19 protein-coding genes are annotated in these 25,483 nt (G+C 74.8%); 6 read left to right on the forward strand and 13 right to left on the reverse strand.

The window, feature by feature from the left end; genetic code table 11:
• Positions 1–10: 10 nt before the first annotated feature.
• Positions 11–1,714, forward strand: coding sequence for a serine/threonine-protein kinase (locus tag FJQ57_RS03695; protein ID WP_139977853.1), 1,704 nt, complete (start codon positions 11–13; stop codon positions 1,712–1,714).
• Between the two features lie 3 nt (positions 1,715–1,717).
• Here FJQ57_RS03695 and FJQ57_RS22240 read toward each other — a convergent pair whose 3' ends face one another.
• The 9 genes from FJQ57_RS22240 to FJQ57_RS03740 all read right to left on the reverse strand — a co-directional run bounded on the left by FJQ57_RS22240 (position 1,718) and on the right by FJQ57_RS03740 (position 16,562).
• Positions 1,718–3,820 (reverse strand): transglutaminase TgpA family protein, encoded by a 2,103-nt coding sequence (locus FJQ57_RS22240; protein ID WP_170219261.1) that lies wholly within the window; start codon positions 3,818–3,820, stop codon positions 1,718–1,720.
• Positions 3,817–4,989, reverse strand: coding sequence for a DUF58 domain-containing protein (locus tag FJQ57_RS03705; RefSeq protein WP_139977854.1), 1,173 nt, complete (start codon positions 4,987–4,989; stop codon positions 3,817–3,819). The genes FJQ57_RS22240 and FJQ57_RS03705 overlap by 4 nt, the downstream gene beginning before the upstream one ends.
• Before the next feature lie 10 nt (positions 4,990–4,999).
• Positions 5,000–5,989, reverse strand: a complete 990-nt coding sequence (locus FJQ57_RS03710) for an AAA family ATPase (protein WP_139977855.1) — start codon at positions 5,987–5,989, stop codon at positions 5,000–5,002.
• Between the two features lie 21 nt (positions 5,990–6,010).
• Positions 6,011–8,617: an NHL repeat-containing protein gene (locus FJQ57_RS03715; protein ID WP_139977856.1), complete on the reverse strand. Its 2,607-nt coding sequence runs from the start codon at positions 8,615–8,617 to the stop codon at positions 6,011–6,013.
• A 57-nt stretch (positions 8,618–8,674) separates the two neighbouring features.
• Positions 8,675–12,958: a type VII secretion EssC family protein gene (locus tag FJQ57_RS03720; protein ID WP_139977857.1), complete on the reverse strand. Its 4,284-nt coding sequence runs from the start codon at positions 12,956–12,958 to the stop codon at positions 8,675–8,677.
• A gap of 118 nt (positions 12,959–13,076) precedes the next feature.
• On the reverse strand, positions 13,077–13,340 hold the full coding sequence (locus FJQ57_RS03725) for a hypothetical protein (RefSeq protein ID WP_139977858.1): 264 nt from the start codon (positions 13,338–13,340) through the stop codon (positions 13,077–13,079).
• Between the two features lie 53 nt (positions 13,341–13,393).
• Positions 13,394–15,166, reverse strand: coding sequence for a peptidoglycan-binding domain-containing protein (locus FJQ57_RS03730; protein WP_139977859.1), 1,773 nt, complete (start codon positions 15,164–15,166; stop codon positions 13,394–13,396).
• A gap of 196 nt (positions 15,167–15,362) precedes the next feature.
• A complete protein-coding gene (locus FJQ57_RS03735) occupies positions 15,363–15,632 on the reverse strand; it encodes a hypothetical protein (RefSeq protein WP_139977860.1) in 270 nt (89 codons plus the stop codon).
• A gap of 84 nt (positions 15,633–15,716) precedes the next feature.
• Complete coding sequence (locus tag FJQ57_RS03740; protein WP_139977861.1) at positions 15,717–16,562, reverse strand: hypothetical protein; 846 nt, start codon at positions 16,560–16,562, stop codon at positions 15,717–15,719.
• 123 nt (positions 16,563–16,685) lie between these two features.
• Between FJQ57_RS03740 and FJQ57_RS03745 the strand changes: the two genes are divergently transcribed.
• The 5 genes from FJQ57_RS03745 (at position 16,686) to clpX (ending at position 21,115) form a co-directional block, all read left to right on the forward strand.
• Positions 16,686–17,885: an esterase/lipase family protein gene (locus FJQ57_RS03745; RefSeq protein ID WP_139977862.1), complete on the forward strand. Its 1,200-nt coding sequence runs from the start codon at positions 16,686–16,688 to the stop codon at positions 17,883–17,885.
• On the forward strand, positions 17,882–18,355 hold the full coding sequence (locus FJQ57_RS03750) for an SRPBCC family protein (RefSeq protein ID WP_139977863.1): 474 nt from the start codon (positions 17,882–17,884) through the stop codon (positions 18,353–18,355). Before FJQ57_RS03745 ends, FJQ57_RS03750 begins: the two co-directional genes overlap by 4 nt.
• An 82-nt stretch (positions 18,356–18,437) precedes the next feature.
• On the forward strand, positions 18,438–19,073 hold the full coding sequence (locus FJQ57_RS03755) for an ATP-dependent Clp protease proteolytic subunit (protein ID WP_139977864.1): 636 nt from the start codon (positions 18,438–18,440) through the stop codon (positions 19,071–19,073).
• A gap of 8 nt (positions 19,074–19,081) precedes the next feature.
• Positions 19,082–19,687: an ATP-dependent Clp protease proteolytic subunit gene (locus tag FJQ57_RS03760; protein ID WP_139977865.1), complete on the forward strand. Its 606-nt coding sequence runs from the start codon at positions 19,082–19,084 to the stop codon at positions 19,685–19,687.
• 135 nt (positions 19,688–19,822) lie between these two features.
• Complete coding sequence (clpX, locus tag FJQ57_RS03765) at positions 19,823–21,115, forward strand: ATP-dependent Clp protease ATP-binding subunit ClpX (RefSeq protein ID WP_139977866.1); 1,293 nt, start codon at positions 19,823–19,825, stop codon at positions 21,113–21,115.
• A 106-nt stretch (positions 21,116–21,221) separates the two neighbouring features.
• Here the strand turns inward: clpX and valS are convergent, their stop codons facing one another.
• Genes valS through FJQ57_RS03785 form a run of 4 tightly spaced genes read right to left on the reverse strand, consistent with a single transcriptional unit; the run spans position 21,222 to position 25,482 of the window.
• Positions 21,222–23,837: a valine--tRNA ligase gene (gene valS, locus FJQ57_RS03770; RefSeq protein WP_139977867.1), complete on the reverse strand. Its 2,616-nt coding sequence runs from the start codon at positions 23,835–23,837 to the stop codon at positions 21,222–21,224.
• Positions 23,838–23,891: 54 nt separating this feature from the next.
• A complete protein-coding gene (locus FJQ57_RS03775) occupies positions 23,892–24,260 on the reverse strand; it encodes a Rieske (2Fe-2S) protein (protein WP_139977868.1) in 369 nt (122 codons plus the stop codon).
• Between the two features lie 35 nt (positions 24,261–24,295).
• Positions 24,296–24,946, reverse strand: a complete 651-nt coding sequence (locus tag FJQ57_RS03780; RefSeq protein WP_139977869.1) for a hypothetical protein — start codon at positions 24,944–24,946, stop codon at positions 24,296–24,298.
• A complete protein-coding gene (locus FJQ57_RS03785) occupies positions 24,943–25,482 on the reverse strand; it encodes a SigE family RNA polymerase sigma factor (RefSeq protein WP_139977870.1) in 540 nt (179 codons plus the stop codon). The genes FJQ57_RS03780 and FJQ57_RS03785 overlap by 4 nt, the downstream gene beginning before the upstream one ends.
• Position 25,483 lies beyond the last annotated feature (1 nt).

A 25,483-nucleotide genomic window follows, 5' to 3' on the forward strand; every position in this document is an offset into this window, starting at 1 on the left:
GGCTGACGCCATGACCGACGGCGCGGACGACGCCGCCTGGCGTCCACCCCCCACGCCGGCCGCCCCCACCGAGCAGCTCCCGGGGTACGCCGACCTCGAGGAGATCGGCCGCGGCGGCGACTCCGTGGTCTACCGCGCCCGCGAGGTCGCGCTCGGGCGCGAGGTCGCGATCAAGGTGCTCAGCCTCGACACCGCCGGCGACCCGGCTCGCGCCGCGCGCTTCGCCCGCGAGATCGAGATCACCGTCCAGCTCGGCCGCCAGCACCCCAACATCGTCACCGTCCTGGCGACCGGCACCACGGCGTCGGGCCGCCCGGCGGTCGTCATGGACTTCTTCGACCTCGGCACGCTGCACGACCGGCTGCGCGCCCACGGTCCGCTGGCCCCCGAGGAGGTCGGCCGCATCGGGGAGGTACTGGCCGACGCGCTGTCCTTCGCCCACGAGCGGGGGGTGCTGCACCGCGACGTCAAGCCGCAGAACGTGCTCGTCCTGCCGACCTCGTGGGTCCTCGCCGACTTCGGCATCGCCCGGCTGGTCGACGCCGAGCACACCTCGTCGGCCGAGACCTTCACCTACCGCCACGCCGCCCCGCAGATCCTCGACGGCCACCCGCCGACCGCCGCCGACGACATCTGGTCGCTCGGGTCGACGCTGTTCACCCTGCTCGACGGACGGCCGCCGTTCGCCAGCGACGACCCCGACGACGACTCCGCCCTGGCCTACCTGCGCCGGGCCCGCACCGAGGAGCCGCGGCCGCTGCAGGTGCCCGGCGCCGAGCGGGTCGCGCCGGTCATCATGCGCTGCCTGAGCAAGGACGTCGCCGCCCGGTGGACCTCGGCCGCGGAGCTGCGCGACGCCCTGCACGCGCTCCGAGCCTCGGCCTGGGAGCCGAGCGGCGCGGGGAGCCCCGGTGCGGCCACCGCCGCACCGCTCACCCTCGACAAGCCCCCGACCCCGGACCCGGTCCCCTCGGCCCACACCCCCACGCCGACCCCGACGCGCGAGCAGACCCCGACGCCGCTGCAGGCGCCCTCGGCCGCCGACGCGGCCCCCGCCGAGCCCGCCCCCGTGGCCCTCTCGGCGGTCTCCCACGAGCTGCGGGGCCACGATGCCGCCCCCACCGGCACGGGCCTGCCCGACCCGACCGGACCGCCGCCCGACGCCGCCCGTCCGGCCGCGCCGGGCCCGGAGGCGCCGGCCGACGAGGCGCCGCGCCGTCGGCGACTGCCCCTGGTGCTGGGCGCCGTGGCCCTGGCCCTCGGGCTCGTGCTCGGCGTGGTCGGTGCCGCGCTGCGGGGCGGGGGCGACCCGGTGCCGGTGGCGCGGACGCTCGGGCCCACCACCACGGTCGTCGACCCGGGTGAGCAGCCGACCCTGGAGGGGCGTCCCGACCTGCCGGTCGTGCTGCAGAACATCGAGTGGGACGGCGCGACGATGGTCGTGCAGTTCACCGATCCCACCGACGGCGAGGGCCGCTTCCAGCTGCTGCTGCTCCGGGACGGCGTCGAGCTGCCGGTGCCGGTGGCGCGGTTCCCCCCGGGCTCGGGCCAGCCCGAGGAGCGCTTCCCGGTCTCCGAGCTCCCGACGGGACGCGGGTGCTTCTACGTCGTGGTCTACCTGCCCTCGGGCCGGTACGGCGTCAGCGACCGCTCCGCCCGGTGCTTCGACATCACGCCGTTCTCCCTCGACCTGCCGGCGGCTCCCGGCGGCTGACGGTCAGCGGCGCAGGACGCGCGGGTCGAGCCACCACGTCCAGCGTCGCCACCACGGCAGCTCGCGGCGCAGCCGGGACCGGACCGCGCGGACCTCGCCGCGCAGGGCCGCTCGATCGGCCTCGGAGGCGGGGTCGTCGGCCGGGCCGAACGCCGACCGCTCGGCGCGGGCCGCGACGAGCGCCGAGCGGGTGCCCAGGCGCGCGTCGAGCCGGGCTGCCACCAGGTCGGCGGGCTCGTGCCCGGCCGGGCGCAGGCCGGCGAGCCGCAGCGCGTCGACGACCTCGGCCCAGGCGCCGGGCGCCCCGCGGCGCCCGTGCCGCAGCTGCCGGGCGGCGCGCAGCGCGACCAGGGCCAGCAGGGCCAGTCCGAGCAGGGCGCCGACGAGCACGCCGGTCGGCATCGACCCGGAGCCGCCGGCGCGGGGGGGTGCGGCCGCCTCGTCGTCGCCCTCGGGTGCAGCCGTGGCGTCGTCGGTCGGCACCTCCGGCTGCGGCGAACCGGTGTCGGCCGGCTCGGGCAGCTCGTCCTGGGTGGCCTCGACGGCGCCCGACCGCGCGAACGTGTCGTCGTCGGGCGTGGGGGAGAACGGCACCCAGCCGAGGTCGTCGAAGTACACCTCGGCCCAGGCGAAGGCGTCCTGGCCGCGCACCAGCCGCACCCCGTCGTCGGTCGGCTGCCCGGGGCGGAACCCCACCACGACCCGGGTCGGCAGGCCGTTGTAGCGGGCCAGCACCGCGAACGCCGACGCGAACTGCTCGGAGGTGCCGACGCCGCCGCCGGGCGTGTCGGTGCCGCGCAGCAGGAACCGGTCGAGCCGCCACAGGGCCGAGCCCGAGATGGCCGTGGCCGACTGGTCGTACTCGTCGCGCACCAGGGCCTCGATGGCCGAGGCCCGCTGGTAGGGCGTCGCGCCGCGCTCGCCCACCCGCCGCGCGAAGTCGGCGAGGGGCTCGGGCAGCGGGGGCAGCGCGGTCCAGCGCTCGGTGTCGCGGGTCGTCTGGTCGGGCAGCCGTGCTCCGTCGAGCGCGTCGTCGGGGGGCGCGTCGAAGGCGCCGGCCACCTCGTAGACCGCGCCGGCGGTGTCGTCGGGGGAGAACAGGGTGCCGGTGCGCGGGTCGACCAGGGTGCCGTCGCGGCCCACCTCGAGGGGCAGGCCGGGGCTGGGCAGCCAGCTGCCGCCGAGCCCGTCGAGCTGCACCTGCACGGTGGCGTCGGAGCGGTAGCGGCCCGGGTCGAGCCCGGTCGTGCCGTCGCTGCGCAGCGAGCGGTACGTCGTGGCGGAGGTCCACTGGGTGCCGTCGTAGTCCTCGAGCACCACGAGCCGCAGCGGCACCGCCGGCCCCCGCACCCGCAGCAGCACCTCGTCGGGGTTGTTGGCCCACGCGCCGAGCTGCGTGAGCGGGTTGGCCGCGGCCACCTCGGTCGTCGGCGGGGTGACGAGCTCGCGCGGCTGGAAGGCGCCCGCGACCGGCAGCGTCGCCGCCGCGGCCACCAGGCCCACGCCCACCACCGCCACCGGGCCGGTGACCGACAGGCGGCGCCGGACGGGCTCGCCGTGCTCGTCGAGCAGGACCCAGCCGAGCAGGGCGACCACGAGCAGCAGGACGGCGACCAGGCCGATCGGGTCGGCCGCGCCCGCGGTGAGCAGGACGCCGGCGAGGTAGAGCACCGCGGCGCCGGCGACCGGCTCGACGCGCAGCCGGCTGTCGACGCGCAGGCCGACCAGCAGCGAGACCAGCGCGGTGAGCAGCAGCGGGCCGACGAGGAGGTCGGGCGCGGCGGCGTACGGCAGGGGGGCGGTGAGGAGGCGGGGGACGGCGTCGCGCACGGTCGCCTCGAGCGACAGGCCGGCCCCGGAGGTGGCCAGGTAGGCGCCCATGACGGCGAGCAGCACGAGCATCGAGGTGGCGAACCAGCGCGACATGCCCACGCGCAGCGCGCCCCGCAGGGCCAGCAGCGGGACGCCCGCGGCGAGGGCGAAGAGCAGCGAGACGACCCAGCCCTGCCACGCCGAGGCCAGGACGAGGGCGCCGAGGAGCACCAGGGCGAGCGGCCACACCACGCGGCCGACCCGGGCCAGCAGCGGCGCGCCCGCGGCGCTCACCGGAGCACCGCCGCGTCCCAGGTGCCGGCCAGCGAGACCGAGGTGGCGCCGCGCAGCACGAGCAGGCCCGCCTCCTGGCTGGCCCCGACGAGGGGCGCGGGGTCGACCACGGCGACGACCCGGGTGGACGCCTCGCCGAGGGCCAGCGCCAGCTCCCGCAGGTCGGCGCCGGGGCCGGTGACGGCGACCGCGACGTCGAGGTCGCGGCTGCGCAGCAGCCCGGGCCGGCCGCTCGCGGCCAGGTCGACCTCCGTGAGCAGCACCTCGAGGTCGTCGTGCTCCTGCATCGGGCGCCGGCTCACCGACGCCGGCACGACGACCTCGCGCCGGTCGCTCACGGTGTGCACCCGCAGCGGGAGGCCCTCGTCGGTGCAGCTGTGCGCGATGGCCGCCGCGACCTCGACGGCCTCCTCGAACAGGTCGGCGTCGCCGAGGTAGGCCGAGGCCCGGTCGTCGAGGAGGACGCACACGTGGGCCTGGGACGGCTCGGCGTCCTCGCGCACCATCAGGGTGCCGGTGCGGGCGCTGGTGGCCCAGTGCAGGCGCCGCAGGTCGTCGCCGACGACGTACTCGTGCAGGCCGACGAGGTCGGTGCCGCCGAGCTCCTGGGCCTCGTCGCCGCCCGCGCTGGCCCGCCGGTGGCCCGGGAGCATGCCGGCGAGCGGGACGCGTCGGGGCAGCACCCGCACGAGGTCGAGCCGTCCGGACTCCGTCGACCGGGCCGCCATGCCAGTCAGCCCGACCAGCCGCACCTGGACCGGGCCGACCTCGACCAGGCCGCGCCGCGGGGTCGGCACCGGGTAGGCGACCTCGGACGCCTCCTCGGCCGCACCCCCCGGGTCGTCGGGCAGCGCGACCGGCACGAGGCGGCCCTGCACCCGGTCGGCCACGTCGAGGCGGACGAGGCCGCGCCGTCGACGTCCGAGGACGCGGAGCCGGCCCTCGCAGCGGCCCTGGCGCACGACGACCCGGGGGGCCACCTCGCGCTCGACCTCGACCGTCGAGGCCAGCAGGACGGCGGCCAGCTCGGCCGCGACCAGCGCGACCAGGCAGGCGCCGAGGGCGGCGACGAGGGGGTAGTGCCAGGCCAGGCCGGCCCCGAGCAGCGCGACGCCGAGCACGGCCACCGCGCGGCCGCGCCCGGTCGTGCTGTGCCACCCCCGGCGCACGCGGCCCGCCTCAGCCGGCGTCGGGCTGCGGCGGCTGCACGGTCTCGAGCACCTCGTGCACCACCGTCTCGCTGGTGTGGCCGGCCAGCACCGCGTCGCGGGCCAGCACCGTGCGGTGGGCCAGCACCGGCTCGGCGAGCCGCTGGACGTCGCTGGGCACCACGTAGTGGCGGCCCCGCGCGGCGGCGTACACCTGCAGGCAGCCGACGAGGGCCTTCAGGCCGCGGGTGCTGACCCCGATGCGCACCCGCGGGTCTCGGCGGATCGTGGCCCCGACCTCGCGGACGTAGCGCAGGATCGGGTCGGCGACGTGGAGCCGGGTCAGCTGCTCGGCCACCGCGGCCACCTCCTGGGGCGTCGTCACCGCCGGGACGTCGTCGACGTGGCCGGCGCCGCTGCCCGGGCGCAGCACCTCGATCTCGTGCTCGGCGTCGGGGTAGCCGAGCGAGGTGCGCAGCAGGAACCGGTCGAGCTGGGCCTCCGGGAGCCGGTAGGTGCCCTCGAGGTCGATCGGGTTCTGGGTGGCGATGACCATGAACGGGCGGGGGACGGGGTGGCCGACGCCGTCGACGGTGACGGTCTGCTCCTGCATCACCTCGAGCAGCGCCGACTGGGTCTTGGCCGCGGCCCGGTTGATCTCGTCGGCCAGCACGACGTGGGTGAACACGGGCCCCTGGCGGAAGCGGACCTGGCCGTCGCGCGGGTCGAAGACCGTGGTGCCGGTGACGTCGGAGGGCAGCAGGTCGGGGGTGAACTGGATGCGGCCGACCGACCCGCCCACGGCCCGGGCGACCGCCCGGGCCAGGGTCGTCTTGCCGGTCCCCGGGACGTCTTCCAGCAGGACGTGGCCGCCGGCGAACAGCGCGACCAGGGTCAGGTCGACCACGGCGCGCTTGCCGTGCACCGCGGTCTCGACGGCGTCGCCGATGCGTTGCTGGAGGCGGCCGAAGGCCGCGATGTCCTGCTCACCCGGCGCGGCCGGGTTGATGAGGGCGGTCATGGGACCTTCCTGTGCTCCCGCTCAGGGGATGTCGGGGCAGACGCCGTCGGTCGGGTAGCACGGGGGCTGCTGCGGGCCCGGGTCCGGCTGCGGGTCCGGCTGGGGGTCCGGCTCCACCGGCGGCGCCTGCGGGGTCTGCTGCGTCTGGAACGTGAACGTGGCGCTGGTGACCTTGCCACGAGCGTTCTCGGCCGTGAAGACCACGGCGTGGTCACGCGTGCCGTCGTCGGGGGTGTAGATGACCTGGTTGGCGTAGGCGATGGAGACGGCGGCGGCGTTGCACGCCACCGGCGTCGGGGATCCGCCGTCGAGGACGTAGTGGCAGGTGCCGGGGAAGCGCGCCCAGTCGGCGGGCGGGCGCAGCCGCAGGTCGATCGAACCGGCACCGTCGTCGCCGGCCTGGTCGGTGCGCGGGGCGCTGCGGTCGACCACGGCCTTGCCGGCCGCGGGCAGCCGCGCCGGCGGCTGGGCGGGGGCCTTGCCCTTGGTCACCCCGGCCGCGCCCGCGCCGAGCGAGCTGCGTGGCGTGACGGTGGCCGTCCAGTCACCGCCGACCGTGCAGGCGGGGTCGACCACCACGTCGCAGGACCAGGAGAGCTGGAGGCTGGACTGGGTGCCCGCGACCTGGGCGGCCCGGGGCCCGTCGGGGGTGGTGACCGACACGTCGTAGTTGGTGATGGCCTGGCCGTTGGCGGCCGCGCCGCTCCAGGCGACCTCGACGACGAAGACGACCTCGTTGCCGCGCTCGACGTAGCCGGCGCGGCTGGTGACCTGGGGGGCACCGGGCCGCGCGGTCGAGGTCACCGGCGCCGTGCTGGCCGAGACCGCCTGCCGGTCGCCCAGCACGGCGGTGACGGTGAAGCTGGTGGCCTCGCCCGGGGTGACCTCGACGAAGCCCTGGCGGACCCAGCCCTTGAAGGCGGGGTAGGTGCGGCCGGTGCTGGCGCGCACGACGAACGCGTCGGCCGGCGGGAGCGCCGAGTGGCGCCAGGTCAGCTGCACCTGGCCCTCGGCCATGGGGGTGGCGACGACGTCGGTCGGCGCCGTCACCGGTTCGCCCGCGCTGCCGGTGCCGCCGGAGCCGGACCCACCGGAGCCCGATCCGCCGGAGCCCGACCCGCCCGAGCCCGGGGTGCACGAGGTCGTGCCGGACCCGCCGGTGCCCTTGGCGCCCTTGTCGACGCCCTTCGCGCCCTTGGCCCCCTTGCCCCCCTGGGTGCCCTGGGCACCGGGACCCGCCGAGGACGAGGTGCCGGGGTCGTCGCAGCGGTCGCCGCCGCCCCCGACGAGGCCCTGGGGGCCGGGAGGCGTGCTGCCGGGGGAGGACGGGGGCGTGGGCGTGGGCCGGTCGTCCTGCTCGTCGTCGCCGTCGAGGTCGAGCACGTCGTCGAGCAGCTGCTCGACGGGGTTGGGCGGCGGGGTGCCGGCGTCGGTCAGGCCGTTGGCGGGCACCTCGGCGTCCTCGCGGACGATGGTCGTGGTGGAGCCGTCACCGTGGACCACGAGCCCCCGCGGGGCGCCGGGGGCGTTGACGACCAGGTTGTCGTCGTCGAGCACCAGCTCGGGGTCGTCGCTGCCCGGCGTCTCGAGGTCGCGACCGGCGCGGCGGCCGTCGCCGTCGAGGCGGACCACGCGGCCCTCGCCGCGGCACGGGACGAAGACCTCGCCCCGGAACACCTCGGGCGTGCCGGGCTCGTCGCAGCCGACGGCGCCCATGTCGACCTCGCGGACCCCGCCCGGGGTCAGCAGGACGACGTAGCCGTTGTCGGCGGCCACCGGCACGAGGTCGTAGGGCGACCGCTCGGGGGCGAGCAGGTCGCCGCTGACCTTGGGGGCGTCGCTGGTGCGGTCGTCGCCGGTGCCCACCTGGGCGACCATGCCGAGGTCGGGGCCGAAGACGGTGACGCCGCGGTCGTGGGCGACCAGGACGGACCCGTCGGCGCTGCCCTCGACGGCGTCCTCCTCGTCGTCGAAGGCGAGCTCGTCGGTGGACCAGTCGAGCCGGTGCAGCGTGCCGTCGTCCTCCACGGCCCAGATGACGCCGTCGCCGTCGACGGCGGCGTCGGCGAGGCCGGAGGGGGCGACCCAGATGGTGCCGACGGCCTGCGTCGACTGCGGGTCCATCGCGGCGATCGTCGACTGCTCCCGGTCGACCAGGAACACGCCGTCGTCGTTGGTCAGGGTGTCGACCACGCCGCCGGCGCTGACCCGACGCTGGCCCGAGACCAGGATGCTGCTGAGGTCGAAGGCCACCAGGCGGCCGGTGGTGTGGTCGGTGACGTAGAGCTGGCCGTCGTGCTCGCCGCTGACCTCGATGTCGTCGCCGGGGTTGCCGACGACCTGCTTGACCTCGAGCGCGCCGGTCGCCGGGTTGACCTGGATGACCTGGCCCTGCTCGTCGTCGGAGAGCCAGGTCAGGCCGTCGACCACGTCGACCGCGGTGTCGCTGATGCCCTGGCCGAAGAAGACGCCCGCGACGAGCGAGCCGGTGACGGCGAGGACGGAGAGCTCGGCGGCCCCGCGGGAGCGGTTGCGGCCGCTGCGGCGGCGGTCGCGGGCCGCTGGGGCCCAGGCCCGCAGCCGGGCGCGCCAGCCCTCGGTCGTCGGTCGCGAGCCCTGGCTCGTCATGACACCTCCCGTGTCGTCACAGCATCGCTGTCCTCGGTCGTGCGGTGGTCGTCGTGCTCACTGGCCGTGGACCAGCTGCGCGACCCACGCGGTGCCGCCGTCGCACCACACCCCGCGTCCGGGACCGGTGAGCGGCTCGGTGGTCTTGGTCGGTACCGAGGCCCCCAGCGCGTCACCGTCGGCCCACTCCGGCTGGAGGAGGAACCCACGCCGTCCGCGGCGGGCGGTCTCGACCAGGCCCTCCGGGCCACCCCGGGCCTTCGCCTGCGTGGTCTCGGCCGTGACGACCAGCGCGATGCGGTGGGCGTGGGCGCCGAGATCACCCAGGAGACGGTCCCGCGCGGCTCGTCGTGCGTCGTCGACTCCGACCCCAGCATCCCAGAGATGGGCGTCGTCGACCATGACCAGCGCCCAACCACCTGCGGAACCTTCCGTGCCGGACCCGCTGTCCTGCTCCTCCAGCCACCGGGTGACCGCCGCCGCGGTGGCGGCGTAGTCGGCCTCGCGGACGACCGTCGGCGGCCGGTCGCTGCGGGCCACCAGGGCCTGCAGGCCGTCGAGCGCACCGGTGCGGCCCGACCGCGCCCGACCGGCCACCAGCACCGGTCCGGCGAGCAGGTCGACCTCGAGCACCGAGACCGCGTCGGCGTCGACCGCCACCGCCACCCGCGAGCCCCGGGGCGCGGGCAGGGCGGCCTGGTCGAGCCGCGACGGCATCGGCGGCACCGGTGCACCCGGCCGGCCGTCGACCCGCGGGCGCAGCCGCTGGTTGACGGTCTCGATGCGCTCGGCCTGCAGCGGGGTGCCGGCGCCGCCGGTGGTCTGCACCTGGACGCTCCGCTTGCCGAGCAGGCCGGCGCCGGGCGCGCTGTCGGCGTCGAGCACGTTCGAGGGCACGCCGAGCATGAGGTAGTCGTCGGAGGTCGTCATCCGCAGCACCAGGCGCCGTCCGAACGTCGCCCCGAGCGCCGTGGGCACGCCGGTGCGACCGGGGGCGGTGGCGACCACGTGGATGCCGACGCGGCGGCCGTTCTGCAGCACGGTCTGCAGCCTCTCCACGTGCGCCGGGGCCACACCTCCGCCCGACTCCAGGCTCTCGACGAGGGCCGGGAGGTTGTCGACGAGCACGTAGACCCGCGGCAGCGGGGCGCCCTGGCGGGCCAGGTCGTCGAGGTCGGCGCAGCCGCGGGAGGCCAGGGCCTGCGCCCGCTCGTCCATCGTGCGCTTGAGCAGCCGGACGAGCCGCATGACCCGACCGAGGTCGGCCTCGGTCACCACGGCCTCCACCGTCGGCACCCCGGCGATCGCGGCCAGCCCGCCACCGGCGTAGTCGATGCCGTAGACGTAGGGCGCGGCGGCGTAGGTGCTGGACGTGTCGCCGAGCGAGGCGCTCAGCGCGACCGTGCGCAGCAGCTCGGTCTTGCCCGACCCGGACGCGCCGTGGACGAGCAGGTGGCCGATCGTGGCCAGGTCGAAGCCGAGCTCGGGCTGGCGCTGGGCCTCGGGCTCGTCGATGCGGCCGAGCACGACGTGCCCGCTGCGCCGACCCTCGGCGGCGGCCACGGTCGCCTCCACGTCGAGCAGGAGCTCCGACGGCAGGGCCGGCAGCCACGGCCGCTTGGGGGGCTCGGCGCCCGAGACCATGAACGCCGTCGTGATCGTCTGCACGCAGCGCTCGAGGTCGGTGCTGGGGTTGAGGCGCTGCTCGGCGCCGCCGGTCGACTCCGACTCGCCCGTGACCGCGCTGAACGGGTGCACCAGCACCGGCGCCTCGGACCCGGCGACCGGCTCGCGGGCGCCCGTCCAGGCCGACTGCACCAGCTCGGCGGTGCCGTGGCCCGTGCGCCGGATCCACGCGCGGCCCGGCGTACGACGGGAGATGCGGGCGGCCTCGGGGGTGTCGATGACGTCGCGGGAGTCGTCGGGGGAGGACACGCGCAGCGAGATGCGCAGGTCGGCGTTGGCCTTGATGTTGCCGGTGACGACGCCCTGGGGGCGTTGGGTCGCCAGCAGCACGTGCATGCCGAGGGAGCGACCGCGCTGGGCGATGTTGACCATGCCGTCGACGAACTCGGGCACCTCGGCGGTCAGGGCCGCGAACTCGTCGACGCAGATGAGCAGGCTGGGCGGCGCGACCTCGGGGCGCTCGCGCTCGAGCTGGACGAGGTCCTTGACGCCGTGCTCGCCGAGCAGGTGCTCGCGGTAGGTGATCTCGGCGCCGATCGAGGTCAGCGCCCGCTGCACGAGCGCCGGGGTGAGGTCGGTGATGTAGCCGACCGTGTGGGGCAGGTCGGCGCACTCGCGGAACGCGGCACCGCCCTTGTAGTCGACGAGCAGGAAGTTCATCCGGCTCGGCGGGTTGTTGAGCGCGAGCGAGCACAGCAGTGACTGGAGGAGCTCGCTCTTGCCCGACCCGGTGGTGCCGGCGACGAGGCCGTGCGGGCCGTCCTCGCGCAGGTCGATGGTGGTCACGCCGTCGACGCCCAGGCCGATCTGGGCGCGCAGGCCGCGCGAGGCGAGCCAGCGGCGGGTGACGGCGTCGACGGCGTCGAGGTCCTCGAAGTCCGAGGACAGCTCGGGCAGGCGGACCATCGAGGGGATCGCGGTGCTCGGCGGCAGGACCGCCGCCTCGTCGACGTACGCCGTCATCAGGCGGGCCGCGCGCCAGGCCTGGTCGAGCGAGACCTGGTCGGGGTGGTCGAGGTGGGAGACGCCGCCGCGGTCGGCGCGGCCGACCTCGCCGGTGGCCAGGTCGACGCGCAGCGACGTGGCGGCGGGGACCTCGCTGGCGTTGCGGCCGAGCCAGACCAGGTGCAGGCCCCGTTCGGCGGCGGACGCGGCGACGGCCTCGACGGTGCGGCGGGCGATGCCGGCGTCCTCGTCGACGAAGCAGACGGTGTGGCCGCGGCCGGTGTCCTCGGTGACGAGGTGGTCGAGCAGCGCGGTGGCGGCGCGGGCACCGACGGCGACGGGGGGCTCGCCGCCGACCCGGGCCGTGGCGTGGGGCAACCACCGCAGCCAGGCCTCGTGGCCGGCCCGCCCGCGGCCGAAGCACCCGGCGACCGAGAGGTCGGTGGGGGAGTGGTCGAAGGCCAGGCGCAGCATCATCGAGCGCACCAGGGCGTCGACGGCGGCCGGGTCGCCGGTGATCGCGACGAGCGGGTGCTCGGCCAGGTCGGCCAGCACCGGCATGTCGGGCAGGGTGTCGCGCTCGGCGAGCTCCTCGACCACGACGCGCCGGCTGGCCCGGTCGCCGCCGTCGGTGACGGTGCCGCGCAGCATCGCCGGGACGGTGCCGATGCCGAGGCGGGTGACCAGGAAGGCCTGGCGGCTCTCGGAGCGGGCCCACAGGTAGGGGTCGCGGTTGGCGGCCCGGGTGCGGAGCACCTCGGCGTCGGGGAAGTCGTCGTGCAGCTGCTCGCGCTGGCGGCGGGCGTGGTCGTCGATCTGCGTCAGGAACCCGTCGACGTCGGTGCGCCAGTCGGCGAGGTCCTCGGCGAACTGCTTCTCGGCGGCCCGCTTCTGCTGGCGCCAGCCGAGGTAGCCGAGGATCGGCCAGGCCAGCATGTAGATGACGGCGTAGGCGCTGCGGGCCCGGGCGAACAGCGCGACGCCCATGACCATGGGCAGCATCAGCATCGCCCACGGCATCGGCGAGGGCCGGGTCTTGCTCGGCGGCGACGGGATCTCGAGGACGTCCTCGAGCAGCGGGTCGCCGAACCGCGGCGGGCGGAAGACCGAGGCCGCCGGCGGGTCGTGCGGCACCTCGCCGGGGTCGACGACGAGGGTGCTGCGGCCGAGTCGGATCGGGGTGCCCCAGTCGACCTCGCGGCCGGTCGTGATGCGCTCGCCGGCCACGACCGTGCCGTTGGCCGAGCCCTCGTCGTACACCACGGGGCGGGTGCCGAGGACGATGCGCGCGTGCTGCTGGCTGACGAGCGGGTCGGTCAGCCGCAGGGTGCACGACGGGCCACGGCCGAGGGTGAGGGAGCTGCCGCGCACGTGGAGGCGCTGCCCGCGGTCGGGGCCGTCGGTGACCCGGAGGACGGCGCGGGGCCGGGCGCTGCTGGAGACGCGGGTCAACCAGGAGGTCGGCGCGGTGACGACGTCGAGCAGGTCGCCGGTGCGCAGGCCGCACTCGGAGACGAGGCGGTCGGCCGGCCAGGGGTGCCCGCCGTCGACGGGCACCAGCAGCAGGTGCGGCTGGTCGGGCGCGACGTGGTGGCCGATGGCCCGGGCGAGGTCGGCGACGGTCGCCTCCCCGCGCGCCCGCACCGCGACGTCGACCGAGGGCAGGCCGGTCTCGGCCGCGGTGCGCAACGACAGGGTCCACGTCTGCACGGGGTGCCTCCGGATCGGTTGGGGTGGGGGCTGGGACGGTCGACGGCCGCCGAGGACGCGGAGGTCCTCAGCGGCCGTCGGGCGGCGCCGCTCGGGCGCCGGGCGCGTGGTGCGCCGGTCAGGCGCTGACGGACTCCTGCTCCTGCGCCTGGTTGTTGATCAGGGTGGAGAACTCCTGGAGCGACTGGGCGACCCGCTGGAGCTGGGTGACGAAGTCGGAGCTCCAGGTGTCGCGGGTGCGGTCGGCGTCGGGGCCGATCCAGTCGAAGCCCTGGATGACCTGCGTCATCTTGCCCGTGAGGGCCTCGAGCTCCTGCGAGCCCTGCGTGATCTGCTGGGACGCCTGGCGGCCGGCCTCGACGTCCATCCCCTTCATGGCCATGGTGCTGCTCCTTCTGTTGGGTGGTGCTCGGTGTGGGTGGTGGCGGTGGTGCGTCAGTTGCCGCCGGCGCCCATGCGGGCCCGGACGTGTGCGGTGGCCTCGGCGGCCGTGATGACGCCGTCGTGGTCGACGTCGAGCTCGCGGTTGGGCCGGTAGGCCCGCTCGCCCTGGGTGAAGAGGGCGTCGTCGCCGGAGTGGGGCCGGCCCGCGAGGATGGAGGTGTAGACCGACTCGAGGTCGCCGAGGCGGCCTCGGTGGGGCTCGAAGTAGCGCTCGACGTAGCGCAGCTGCTCGGTGGGCGACATCCGGGCGAGGTCGCCGGTGGTCGTGCCGAGCCCGCGGGCGGTCGAGTCCATGAACTGGATGAGCCCGGTGGCGCTGCTGCGCGGGTTGCGCACGTCGCTGGCGAAGGTGCCGCCGGTCTCGAAGCTCATCGCGGCCATGATGTGCTCGGGTCGCGCGCCGAGGCGCTGGCTCATGCCCTCGACCTGGCGCAGGAACTCGGGGGTGACGTTGGCGTTGCCGCGCACGCCGGTGATCTGCTGGTAGTCGTAGCCGGTGGGCGAGGTGTAGCCCTGGCCGGCCTGCACCGGCAGCGGGTGCTCGGTGCGGTAGGCGTCGTAGGCGGCCTGGGTGTCCTTGCCCCACACGCCGTCGGCGCCCTTCGTGTCGTAGCCCGCGGCGGTCAGGCGCTGCTGCAGCTCCTTGACGCCCTCGCCGCGGGAGCCGCGGCCGTTGCTGGAGGCGAGCTGGTCGATCTTGGCGTCGGTGCCGCCGCCGCGGCTCGCCAGCGCGGCGCCACCGAGCCCGAGGGCGGCCGCACCGCCCGCGATGCCCGCCGCGGCGCCGTACGACGGACCGCCGCCGGTCGAGGACTCGCCGGTGGGGGTCGCCTGGCCCATGCCGCCCGATGAGCCGAGGCTCTCCGCGCCGGGCACGGCGCCGCCCAGGCCGCCGTCGGCCACCGGCGTCGAGGAGAGCGTCGAGGAGGGCACGGGGTCGGCGCCGATGCGCGCCGCGCCGAGGCCGTCGCCCGACCCGATGCTGCTGCTGCCCAGCGGGCTGCCCGTGGAGCCGCCGGACCCGCCGCCGGTGCCGCCGCCCGAGCCGCCGCCGGTGCCGCCGCCCGAGCCGCCGCCGATGGTGCCGCTGCCGATGCCGTGGGCCGGCTGGCCGTCGGTCCTGGGGTTGAAGGGCTCGCCGGTGATCGTCGGCGTGCCGGCGCTCGACCCGGAGGCGGGGAGGCCACCGCTGAAGCTGCCCGAGCCGATGCTGCTGGTGCCGAGCGGGGTGCCGGTGTCGCCCGGAGTGACCACGGAGCCCGTGTCGCCGTCGAGGTCGATGCCGGTGTCGATCATCAGGTGGCCGTTGTCGCCGATGGTCAGGCGCGGCCCGGACTGCGTGGTGGCGGGGGCGCCGGCGCCGGCGTCGGGGACCTGCGGGGCGGTGGTGCCGGGCGTGCCGCCGAGCGGTGCGCCCTGGTAGGGCGTGATCGGCGCGGGCAGCTGCGGCGTCTGGTAGCTCGGGACCTTGCTGTAGTCGACCGAGCCGCCGTCGCTGGCGTCGTCCTGCGCCTGGGCCTGGGTCCCGAGCATCCTCGCGATCAGGCCGAGGGCCTGGGAGATCTTCTCCAGCCACGGCACCACCGTGGTCTCGAGGTAGGTGGCGTAGGCGGCGCTGGCCCCGCCGGAGAAGAAGGAGGCCGCGCGCAGGATCGCGATCAGGGCCTTGAGGTAGGTGATGACCTGGTCGGTCGTCTCCTTGCCCTCCTCGAAGGCCTGGCCGACCTCGCGCAGCTCGTCGGTGTCGGCTCCCAGAAACGCCATGGTGCTGCTCCTCGTCAGGTCGGTGCGGGTGACGGTGGGCCCGGCGGGAGCCCCGAGATGTGGTGCTGCGTCGTGCTGGCTGGTGCTGGCTGCTGCTGGCTGGTGCTGGCTCGTTGGTGCTGCGGGAGGAACCTAGGCACGGCTCCTGAGGGGGGTCGAGGGGCCGGCGGGTGGAAGGTTCCTCCCGGGCGGGCCGTCAGGAGCTCGCGGCGTCCTGCTCGTCGGCCTTGGAGCGCAGGTAGGTCGCCTGCTCGTTGATGGACTCGCAGGCGGCGTTGGCGTTGGGCAGGAAGGAGCCCTCGATGTCGCCGAGGATCCGCTCGCGGTCGGGGCCGACGAAGCCCGCGGCGCTGAAGCGCTGCAGCAGCGCCGAGCAGACCCCTGCCACGGCGCCGGCGTGCGACCCCATCTGGCCGGAGACCTCGCGGGCGTGGTCGGTGTCCATCCCCTGCATGTTGCTGGCCATGTCGTCCTCCTGGTGGCTGCGTGGCGGGCCGGGCGTCCGCCCGGCGTGGGCGGGCCGACCGTAGGCAGCGGTGGAGGCGGCGGGCTAGGAGACGGCCGGTGGAACCTTCCGGGCCGCCGCGGCCCGCTCGACGCCCTCGAGGTCCTCGACGGTCACGATGCGGACCTCGGCGGTGCGCCGACCGATGGCGAAGCGGACGTTCTGGGCCCGCCCGCGGCCGGCGTTGAACGGGTCGTCCTTGGGCCCGAAGGCCAGCGCGGAGATGGTGCGGATCGCGTCGTCGACCCGCTGCGCGCGCTCGAGGTTCCAGGCGTAGCCGTGCCAGTGCAGCACGCGCTCGTAGATCTCGCGGTTGGACGGCGGCCGGGGGTAGTCGTCGGTGCCGGTCAGCCACGGCTCGGCCAGGGCCAGGGCGACGTACCACTCGCGCGAGAGGGCGGGCAGCCGCGGGGCGGGGGCCGTGGCGGTGGCGTCGAGCTCGGCCGGGTCGTCGGCGCGCGGGCGCGCGGCCGGTGGCGGCTCGGAGGTCGCCACGTCGACGACGATCGAGAGGTCGTCGTACGTCGCGGGGCCGGTCTGGCGTCCGCGCATGACGACGAGCTGGTTCTCGCCCTCGTCGAGCAGCAGCGACATGCCCTCGGCGACGGTGACCCGGCGGGCACCGCCCGGGGCGTCGAAGAGGGAGGAGACCTGGGTCTCGCCGGAGCCGTGCCAGCGCAGCCGGGCGATCTCGTCGCCGACGACGAGCTCGCCGAGCAGGCGGCTGACGTGGGGCGCGCAGCGCGGGAGGGCGATGGCGGTGACGCGGAGGGCGTCGGCGGGGTCGTCGTCGGGGACGGCGTGGTGGGGGGAGCGGCCGAAGAGCAGGGTCTCGCCGGAGCCGAGGGTGACGGTCGGGAGCCCGGAGCCGCGCAGGGTCACCCTGAGCATCGCACCTCCGGCAGCATGCTCCGATCCAACCACAGCGACGCCCGCCGCGAGCCGCTCCGGACCAGCCGGTCCCACCCCCACGACTGAGTGCACGACCGTTCACCGAGCGCTACGATCCCGGCCATGACCACGACGGCCACCGCGACCACGCCCCCGGGCCCGACGCTGCTCGACTCGGCCAGCCTGCTCGCCCAGGTCGCCGACGAGCTCGTGGTCCGCAGCGTGCGCGACACCCACCTCGCGGTCGCCGACCGCGTCCACGGCCTGCTGCGCCGGGCCACCGGCGGCGCGAGCAGCCCGACGGTGGTGCCCGAGATGGTCCACCGGGGCGTGGCCGCCGCGGTCTACGAGGGTCTCGGCCTCGGCCTGCGCGCGGCGTCCAGGGGCCTCGACAAGGTGGCCGCCACCGGCGTCGGCCCGCGCCTGGAGGAGACGCCGCAGGGGCGGTTCGTCTCCTCGGCGGTCAACGGGCTGATCGGCGACAAGCTGCTCGAGGAGCGGCCGCACATGGCCATCCCGATGGGCATCCGCCGCGACGGCGTCGACGTCGAGCCCGACGCCGACGCCCTCGCCGCGGCGTTCCCGGCCGCCACCGGCCGGGTCGTCCTGTTCCTCCACGGCCTCTGCGAGAACGAGTCCTACTGGGACCTCCACCGCGACCGCACCGGCACGACGTACGGCGAGGCGCTGGCCGCCGACGGCTGGACCCCGGTCTTCCTGCGCGTCAACACCGGCCTGCCGCTGCGCGCCAACGGCGTCGCGCTCACCGCCCTGGTGCAGCGGCTCGTCGAGGCGTGGCCGGTCGAGGTGACCCGGATCGCGCTGGTCGGCCACTCCCTCGGGGGGCTCGTCATCCGGGCCGCGGGTGCCGTCGCCGCCGATCCCGCCGCGCCCGACTGGAACGCGATGGTCACCGACGTCGTCACCCTCGGCACGCCCCACCTGGGCGCGCCGATCGCCTGGGGGGTCGGCCAGGGCAGCCGCGGGCTGTCGGTGCTGCCGGAGACCGCGGCGTTCGGCCGCATCCTCGACTGGCGCTCGGTCGGCGTGCGCGACCTCGTGCTCGGGCTCACCGAGGACGTACCCCCGCTGCCCCACGCGCGCTACCGCCTCGTCTCGGCCACCCTCACCGAGTCCGAGCGCCACCCGGTCGGCGACGTCGTCGGCGACCTGCTGGTGCGGCCGCGCTCGGCGTACGGGCGCGACCGGCGGGGCCGCGAGCTGTTCCCCGGCGCGGAGGTGCTCCACGTCGGCCGCACCGACCACTTCGGGCTCCTCAACCACCCCGAGGTCCTGCGCCGGCTGCGAGGGTGGCTGTCATGACCTCCGCGCCCGACCGCGAGCTGCGCGTCGAGACCACCGTCGCCGCGCCGCCCGACCGGGTCTGGGCGGCGGTCATCGACTTCACCCGGATGCCGCGGTGGAGCCCCGAGCTGGTCGCGATGCGGCCCCTGCTGCCCGGCGGCCTCCGCCTCGGCCAGCAGTACGTCGGCCTCAACCGTCGCGGCGCCGTCGTCTGGCCCACGCGGTCGGTGGTGGCCGAGCTCGATCCCGGTCGCCGGGTCGCCTGGGACACCCGGTCGAGCGGGGCGCGGTGGATCTGGGAGGTCGAGCCGGCTGCCGGCGGCACCCGCGTGGTCCAGCGGCGGCCGGTGCCGCGGCGGTTGACCCGGCTCAGCGGGCTGTTCGCCGGGGTGCTCCTCGGCGGCGCGGCGGGCCACGCCGACGAGCTCGAGGCCGGCATGCGCACCACGCTGGAGCGGCTGCGCGACGAGGTCGAGCGAGGCTCCTGAACGGGTGCGAGGGGCGCTGCTTCTGCTGATGGCGAACAGCACCCCTTTGCCCCTGGAACTGTCCTCGCCCACGGCTACTGTCATGGACGTGAACCACATCAACGACCACACGATGGGTGGGGCGGCCGGGCTCAACGTGCTCGACGACCACATCTACCAGCGGCTGCTGCGCGAGCGCATCGTGTTCCTCGGCTCCGAGGTGCGCGACCAGAACGCCAACGCGATCTGCGCCCAGCTCCTCCTGCTCTCCGCGGAGGACCCCGAGGCCGACATCTTCCTCCACATCAACAGCCCCGGTGGCTCGGTCGACGCCGGCATGGCGATCTACGACACCATGAACTACATCCCCAACGACGTGGCCACGGTCGGCATGGGCCTGGCCGCCTCGATGGGCCAGTTCCTGCTGTGCGCCGGCACCAAGGGCAAGCGCTACGCCCTGCCGCACGCGCGGATCATGATGCACCAGCCGTCCTCGGGCATGGGTGGCTCGGCCTCCGACATCAAGATCCAGGCCCAGCAGTCGCTGCACATCAAGAAGGTGCTGCTCGACCTCATCGCCGAGCACACCGGCCAGCCGGTCGAGCAGGTCGTGGCCGACGCCGACCGCGACCGCTGGTTCACCGCCGACCAGGCGCTGGAGTACGGCCTGGTCGACCAGGTCATCACGAGCGCCCGCGAGGCCGCTGACGACGGCCGGCCCGCCCGGCAGAAGGACTGAGGCACACCATGACGTACCACATCCCGCAGTGGGAGGAGCGGACGTCGTACGGCTTCCGCCGCATCGACCCGTTCGGCAAGCTGTTCGAGGAGCGCATCATCTACCTCGGCACCCCGATCTCCGACGACGTGGCCAACGCCGTCATCGCCCAGTTGCTGTGCCTGCAGTCGATGAACCCCGACCAGGACATCAGCATCTACATCAACAGCCCGGGTGGCTCGTTCACCGCGCTGACGGCGATCTACGACACGATGATGTTCATCAAGCCCGAGGTGCAGACGGTGTGCGTCGGCCAGGCGGCCTCCGCGGCAGCGATCCTGCTCGCCGCCGGCGCCAAGGGCAAGCGCCTGGCGCTGCCCAACAGCCGCATCCTCATCCACCAGCCCTACACCGAGGGCACGTTCGGCCAGACCTCCGACATCGAGATCCAGGCCAACGAGATCCTCCGGATGCGCGAGCTGCTGGAGAAGATGATCAGCGAGCACTCGGGCAAGTCCATCGAGGAGGTCAGCCGCGACATCGAGCGCGACAAGATCCTCACCGCCGAGCAGGCCGTCGACTACGGCCTCATCGACTCGGTCTTCGCCTCGCTCAAGACCCCGGCCCTGGCCTGAGTCCGTCCACGGTCCGCCGTGTCCGCCCCCCGACCGGGGGCGGCACGGGGTACCGTCGGGTGTTGGCTAGCCGGCCACCCGGCTGCCCCCCCACCGTTCATCTCATGACCCGTTCCAGCTCTGGAGGACCCGCCCGTGGCACGCATCGGTGACGGAGGAGACCTGTTGAAGTGCTCCTTCTGCGGGAAGAGCCAGAAGCAGGTCAAGAAGCTCATCGCCGGCCCCGGGGTCTACATCTGCGACGAGTGCATCGACCTGTGCAACGAGATCATCGAGGAGGAGCTCAGCGAGGGCACCGAGGTCAGCCTCGACGAGCTGCCCAAGCCGCGCGAGATCTTCGAGTTCCTCAACTCCTACGTGATCGGCCAGGAGCAGGCCAAGAAGTCGCTCGCCGTCGCGGTCTACAACCACTACAAGCGGGTCCAGGCGGGCCTGCAGCCCGGCTCGAGCGGCAGTGGCAAGCACAGCAAGGACGAGGTCGTCGAGGTCGCCAAGTCCAACATCCTCGTCATCGGCCCCACCGGCTGCGGCAAGACCTACCTGGCCCAGACCCTGGCCCGCATGCTCAACGTGCCGTTCGCCATCGCCGACGCCACCGCGCTCACCGAGGCGGGCTACGTCGGCGAGGACGTCGAGAACATCCTCCTCAAGCTGATCCAGGCCGCCGACTACGACGTCAAGAAGGCCGAGACCGGCATCATCTACATCGACGAGATCGACAAGGTGGCCCGCAAGGCGGAGAACCCCTCGATCACGCGCGACGTCTCCGGTGAGGGCGTGCAGCAGGCGCTGCTGAAGATCATCGAGGGCACCACCGCCTCGGTGCCGCCGCAGGGCGGGCGCAAGCACCCGCACCAGGAGTTCATCCAGATCGACACCACCAACATCCTGTTCGTGGTAGGCGGCGCGTTCGCCGGCCTGGAGCACATCATCGAGCAGCGGGTCGGCAAGAAGACCCTCGGCTTCACCGCCGAGGTGCGCGGTGCGGAGGAGAAGGCGCAGGACGACCTGCTCGCCCTCGTCCGCCCCGAGGACCTCACCAAGTTCGGCCTGATCCCCGAGTTCATCGGCCGCCTGCCCCTGATCGCGAGCGTGACCAAGCTCGACCAGGAGGCCCTGGTGCAGATCCTCACCGAGCCCCGCAACGCGCTGACCAAGCAGTACCGCAAGCTCTTCGAGCTCGACGGCGTCGACCTCGAGTTCAGCGACGACGCCATCAAGGCGATCGCCGACAAGGCCCTCGAGCGCGGCACCGGTGCCCGCGGCCTGCGCGCCATCATCGAGGAGGTCCTCCTCCACGTGATGTACGACGTCCCCTCGCGCGGCGACGTCGCCAAGGTCGTCGTCACCGGCGACGTCGTCATGGGCGAGGCCGCCCCCGAGCTCGTCGTCCGCGAGCCCGAGGCCAAGAAGAAGAAGTCGGCCTAGCCGGCGCTGCTGCGGGGGCTTCGAGGCTCGTCGCCAGGGCTCCTCGCACCTCAGCCACCTCCACGCTGACCCGTCGTGGATCCACGACGGGTCAGCGTGTCGTTGCTCAGTCCGTGGGGGCGAGCTCGGCGGTGACCCGCAGGTCGCCGTCGGCGGGGGTGTAGACCAGGTCGCCGGTGATCCGGCCGACGGCGCGGAGATCGGCCTCGGCCCGGCGCACGGCGTCGAGGGTGGCCGCGGGGCCGGTGAGCTCGACGCGGGACAGGGCGGCCTTCATGCCGACTCCTGCCTTCGACTTGGTGCCGCGGATGCCCGAGAGGGCGGCCGCGACGGCGTCGACGAGCGAGGGGTCGGCCGCGGCGGCGGAGCCGAGCTCGGTCGGGGTCGGCCACGGGGACCGGTGGATCGAGCCCTCCTGCCACCACGACCAGACCTCCTCGGTCACGTAGGGCAGGAACGGCGCCAGCAGCCGCAGCTGCACCTGCAGGGCGAGGGTCAGGGTGGCCCGGGCGGACTCGCGCGCGGTGGAGGCGTCCTCGGCGTACGCGCGCTCCTTGACCAGCTCGAGGTAGTCGTCGCAGAACTCCCAGAAGAACTTCTCGGTGACCTCGAGGGCGGTGGTGTAGTCGTAGGCCTCGAACGCCTCGGTGGCGCGGGTGACGACGCCGGCGAGGCGGCCGAGCAGGGCGCAGTCGACCGGCTCGGTGACCCGGACCGGGTCGAGGGCGGTCGCGCCGACGTTGCCGAGCACGAACTTGGAGGCGTTGAGGACCTTCATGGCCAGCCGGCGGCCGACCTTCATCTGCGACTCGTCGAACGGCGAGTCGAGGCCCGGGCGCGCGATGGCGGCGCGCCAGCGGACGGCGTCGGCGCCGAACTTCTCCAGGATCTCGGTCGGGACGACGACGTTGCCCTTGGACTTCGACATCTTCTTGCGGTCGGGGTCGACGATGAAGCCCGAGATCAGGGCGTGCGACCACGGCGCGACGCCGTTCTCGAAGTGGGACCGCACGACCCGCGAGAACAGCCAGGTGCGGATGATGTCGTGGGCGTGGGTGCACAGGTCCATGGGGAAGACCCGGCCCCAGAGGTCCTCGTCGCCCAGCCAGCCGCCCGCGATGTGGGGCGTGAGGGACGACGTGGCCCAGGTGTCCATGACGTCGGGGTCGCCGATGAAGCCACCGGGCTTGCCGCGCTGGCCCTCGTCGTACCCGCGGGGGGCGTCGGTCGACGGGTCGACCGGCAGCTCGGCCTCGCTCGGCATGAGCGGGTGGGCGTAGTCGGGCTCGCCCTCGTCGTCGAGCGGGTACCACGCCGGGAACGGGATGCCGAAGAACCGCTGCCGCGAGATGAGCCAGTCGCCGTTGAGGCCGCCGACCCAGTTGTCGTAGCGGTGGTGCATGTGCGGCGGGTACCAGCGGACCTCGCGCCCGCGGTCGAGCATCTCGCTGCGCAGGCCGGCGTTGCGGCCGCCGTTGGTGAGGTACCACTGGCGGGTGGCCACGATCTCGAGCGGCTTGTCGCCCTTCTCGTAGAAGTTGGCCATCCGCTGGGTCGGCTTGGGCTCGCCGTCGAGGTCGCCGGACGCGCGGAGCTTCTCGACCATGGCCTCGCGGGCGGAGAACGTGGTCTTGCCCGCCAGGTCGGCGTACGCCGCCGCGGCGGTCTCGGAGGAGAGCCACTCGGGCGTCTCGCGGGTCAGTCGGCCGTCGCGGCCGATGACGGTGCGGACGGGCAGCGACAGCTCGCGCCACCAGGTGACGTCGGTCAGGTCGCCGAAGGTGCAGCACATGACCAGGCCGGAGCCCTTGTCCATCTCGGCCGCGGGGTGGGCCACGACCGGGACCTCGACGCCGAAGACGGGCGAGGTGGCGGTGGTGCCGAACAGCGGCTGGTAGCGCTCGTCGTCGGGGTGGGCGATGAGCGCGACCACGCTGGCGATCAGCTCGGGCCGGGTGGTCTCGATGTAGAGGGGTTCGCCGGACGCGCCGTGGAAGGAGACCCGGTGGTAGGCGCCGGCGTACTCGCGGGCCTCGAGCTCGGCCTGGGCGACGGCGGTCTGGAAGGTGACGTCCCACAGGGTCGGCGCCTCCTGCAGGTAGGCCTCACCGCGGGCGAAGTTGCGCAGGAACGCGGTCTGGCTGACCTTCTGGGCGTGCTTGCCGATGGTCGTGTAGGTCTGCTTCCAGTCGACCGAGAGGCCGAGGGTGCGCCACAGCTCCTCGAACTTCTGCTCGTCCTCGACGACCAGCTGGTTGCACAGCGCGATGAAGTTGGGCCGGCTGATCGGCACCTGCTTCTTGGCGTCGGGCTTCGCGGGCGGGGTGAAGTCGGGGTCGTAGGGCAGCGAGGGGTCACAGCGGACGCCGTAGTAGTTCTGCACCCGGCGCTCGGTGGGCAGGCCGTTGTCGTCCCAGCCCATCGGGTAGAAGACCGCCTTGCCGCGCATCCGCCAGAAGCGCGCGACGAGGTCGGTGTGGGTGTAGGAGAAGACGTGGCCCACGTGCAGGCTGCCGCTCACCGTGGGCGGCGGCGTGTCGATGGAGTAGACGTTGTCGCGGGGCTGGGTGCGGTCGAAGGCGTAGGTGTCGTCGGCCTTCCACCGCTCCGACCAGGTCGCCTCGAGGCCCTCGAGCTTGGGCTTGTCGGGTACGACGAGCGCGCGGTCGCCTGAGGGACCTGCGCTCGTCGTGTCCGGGGCCTGCTCGACTGTCTCGGTCATGGCTCCAAGCCTATGGCCGGGCGCGCCGGGACGACGCACCGGCAACGCCGCAGGTCAGCGGCGCTGCACCACGACCTCGGCTCCGCGGCGCACGGCGCGGGCGACCCGGAGGCGGAGCAGCTTGCTGTAGCCGAGGACGAGCTGGGTGTAGCCGGGGGTGCGGCCGTGGTAGCCCAGGAACCCCCGCGGCCCCTCGACCATCGCGCCCGTGGTGACGTCGTAGCGGGCCTGGTGCCAGGGGCAGACCAGGCACCCGTCGGCGTCGACGTGCCCGTCGGAGAGGTCGCCCAGCTGGTGGCGGCAGCGGCGGGAGACCGCGAACAGTTCACCGTCGCGGTTGCCCACCGCCCACCGGCCGGCGCGGGTGACGGCGCCGGGCGGGAGGTCGGTCGCGGGGACGGCGGGGTCGGTGCTCTCGGCCATGCCGCCCGGTGCCCAGCCGGGTGCCGGTCAGGCGGTCAGCCGGTGACGGCCTGGCCGACCAGGGCGAGGGTCGCACCCACGTCGACCGGCGTGCCGTCGACGGTGACCGAGGAGCAGGCCTGCGAACCGGAGCCGACCGAGACGGTCGAGCCGTCGGGGTAGCCGGCGACGAGGATCCACGGCTCGAGCGCGAGCGTCGTGAAGGCGCACTCCGGGTCGGACCCGGTGTACGCCGGCTGCGCGGCGACCTCGTCGAGCAGGGCGTCGACGCCGTCGGTCAGCGGCTCGGTCGGCAGCCGGAACTGCTGCGTCGTGGCGGTCGGGGCGCCGGCATCGGACCGCCCCGGGCACAGCCGCAGCGACGTGGCGCCGACCGGGAACTCGGCCTCGGTCGGCACCTCCGTGTAGACGGGTGCGGGGTCGGGGCACGCCACGGGGGCGGCGGGCGCGGGCGGGTCCTGGGCGACGGGCGCCGGGCCGTCGTCGGAGCCGCCGAGCACGGCCCACCCGACCCCGCCGGCCACCACCGCGAGCACGGCCGCGGCGGCGAGCCCCTGCCGTCGTCGTACGACGCGGGCGCGGTGGGTCACCGCGGCGACCCGCTCCGCGGGCGCGAGGTCGGGTCGGGCGGGGGCGGTGCGCTGCAGCAGGTCCTTGACCTGGTCGGTCTCGCGGTCGTCGGTCACGACGGCTCCTCCTCGGTGGCGGGGTGGTCGTGGTCGGTCAGGGCGGGGGAGGAGCGCAGGGCGGCGAGGGCGCGCGAGGCCTGGCTCTTGACGGTGCCGCGGCTGACGCCCAGCACGTCGGCGGTCTGCTGCTCGGTGAGGTCGTCGAAGTAGCGCAGCACCAGCACGGCCCGCTGGCCGCGGCTGAGGCCGGCGAGGGCGGTGAGCACGTCGCGGCGCACGTCGACCGCACCGGGCCCGTCGCGGCCGGTGGTCGGCCGCTCGGGCAGCTCGCCGGTGGGCACCTCGCCGCGCCAGCGCCGCCGCCACCAGTCGGTGTAGGTGGTCACCAGTGCGCGTCGTACGTAGGCCTCGGCCGGCTCGACGCCGCCCGTGAGCCGGTCCCACCGGCGCCAGGTCTTGACCAGCGCCACCTGCAGCAGGTCCTCGGCCTTGTGCCGGTCACCGGTCAGCAGGAAGGCGCTGCGCCACAGCGCGGTCGACCGCGCGGCCACGAAGTCGTCGAACGTGGTCCCGGCGGCGGATCGGTCGGTCATC

It is taken from the genome of Nocardioides litoris, from assembly GCF_006346315.1.
GTDB classification, from domain to species: domain Bacteria; phylum Actinomycetota; class Actinomycetes; order Propionibacteriales; family Nocardioidaceae; genus Nocardioides; species Nocardioides litoris.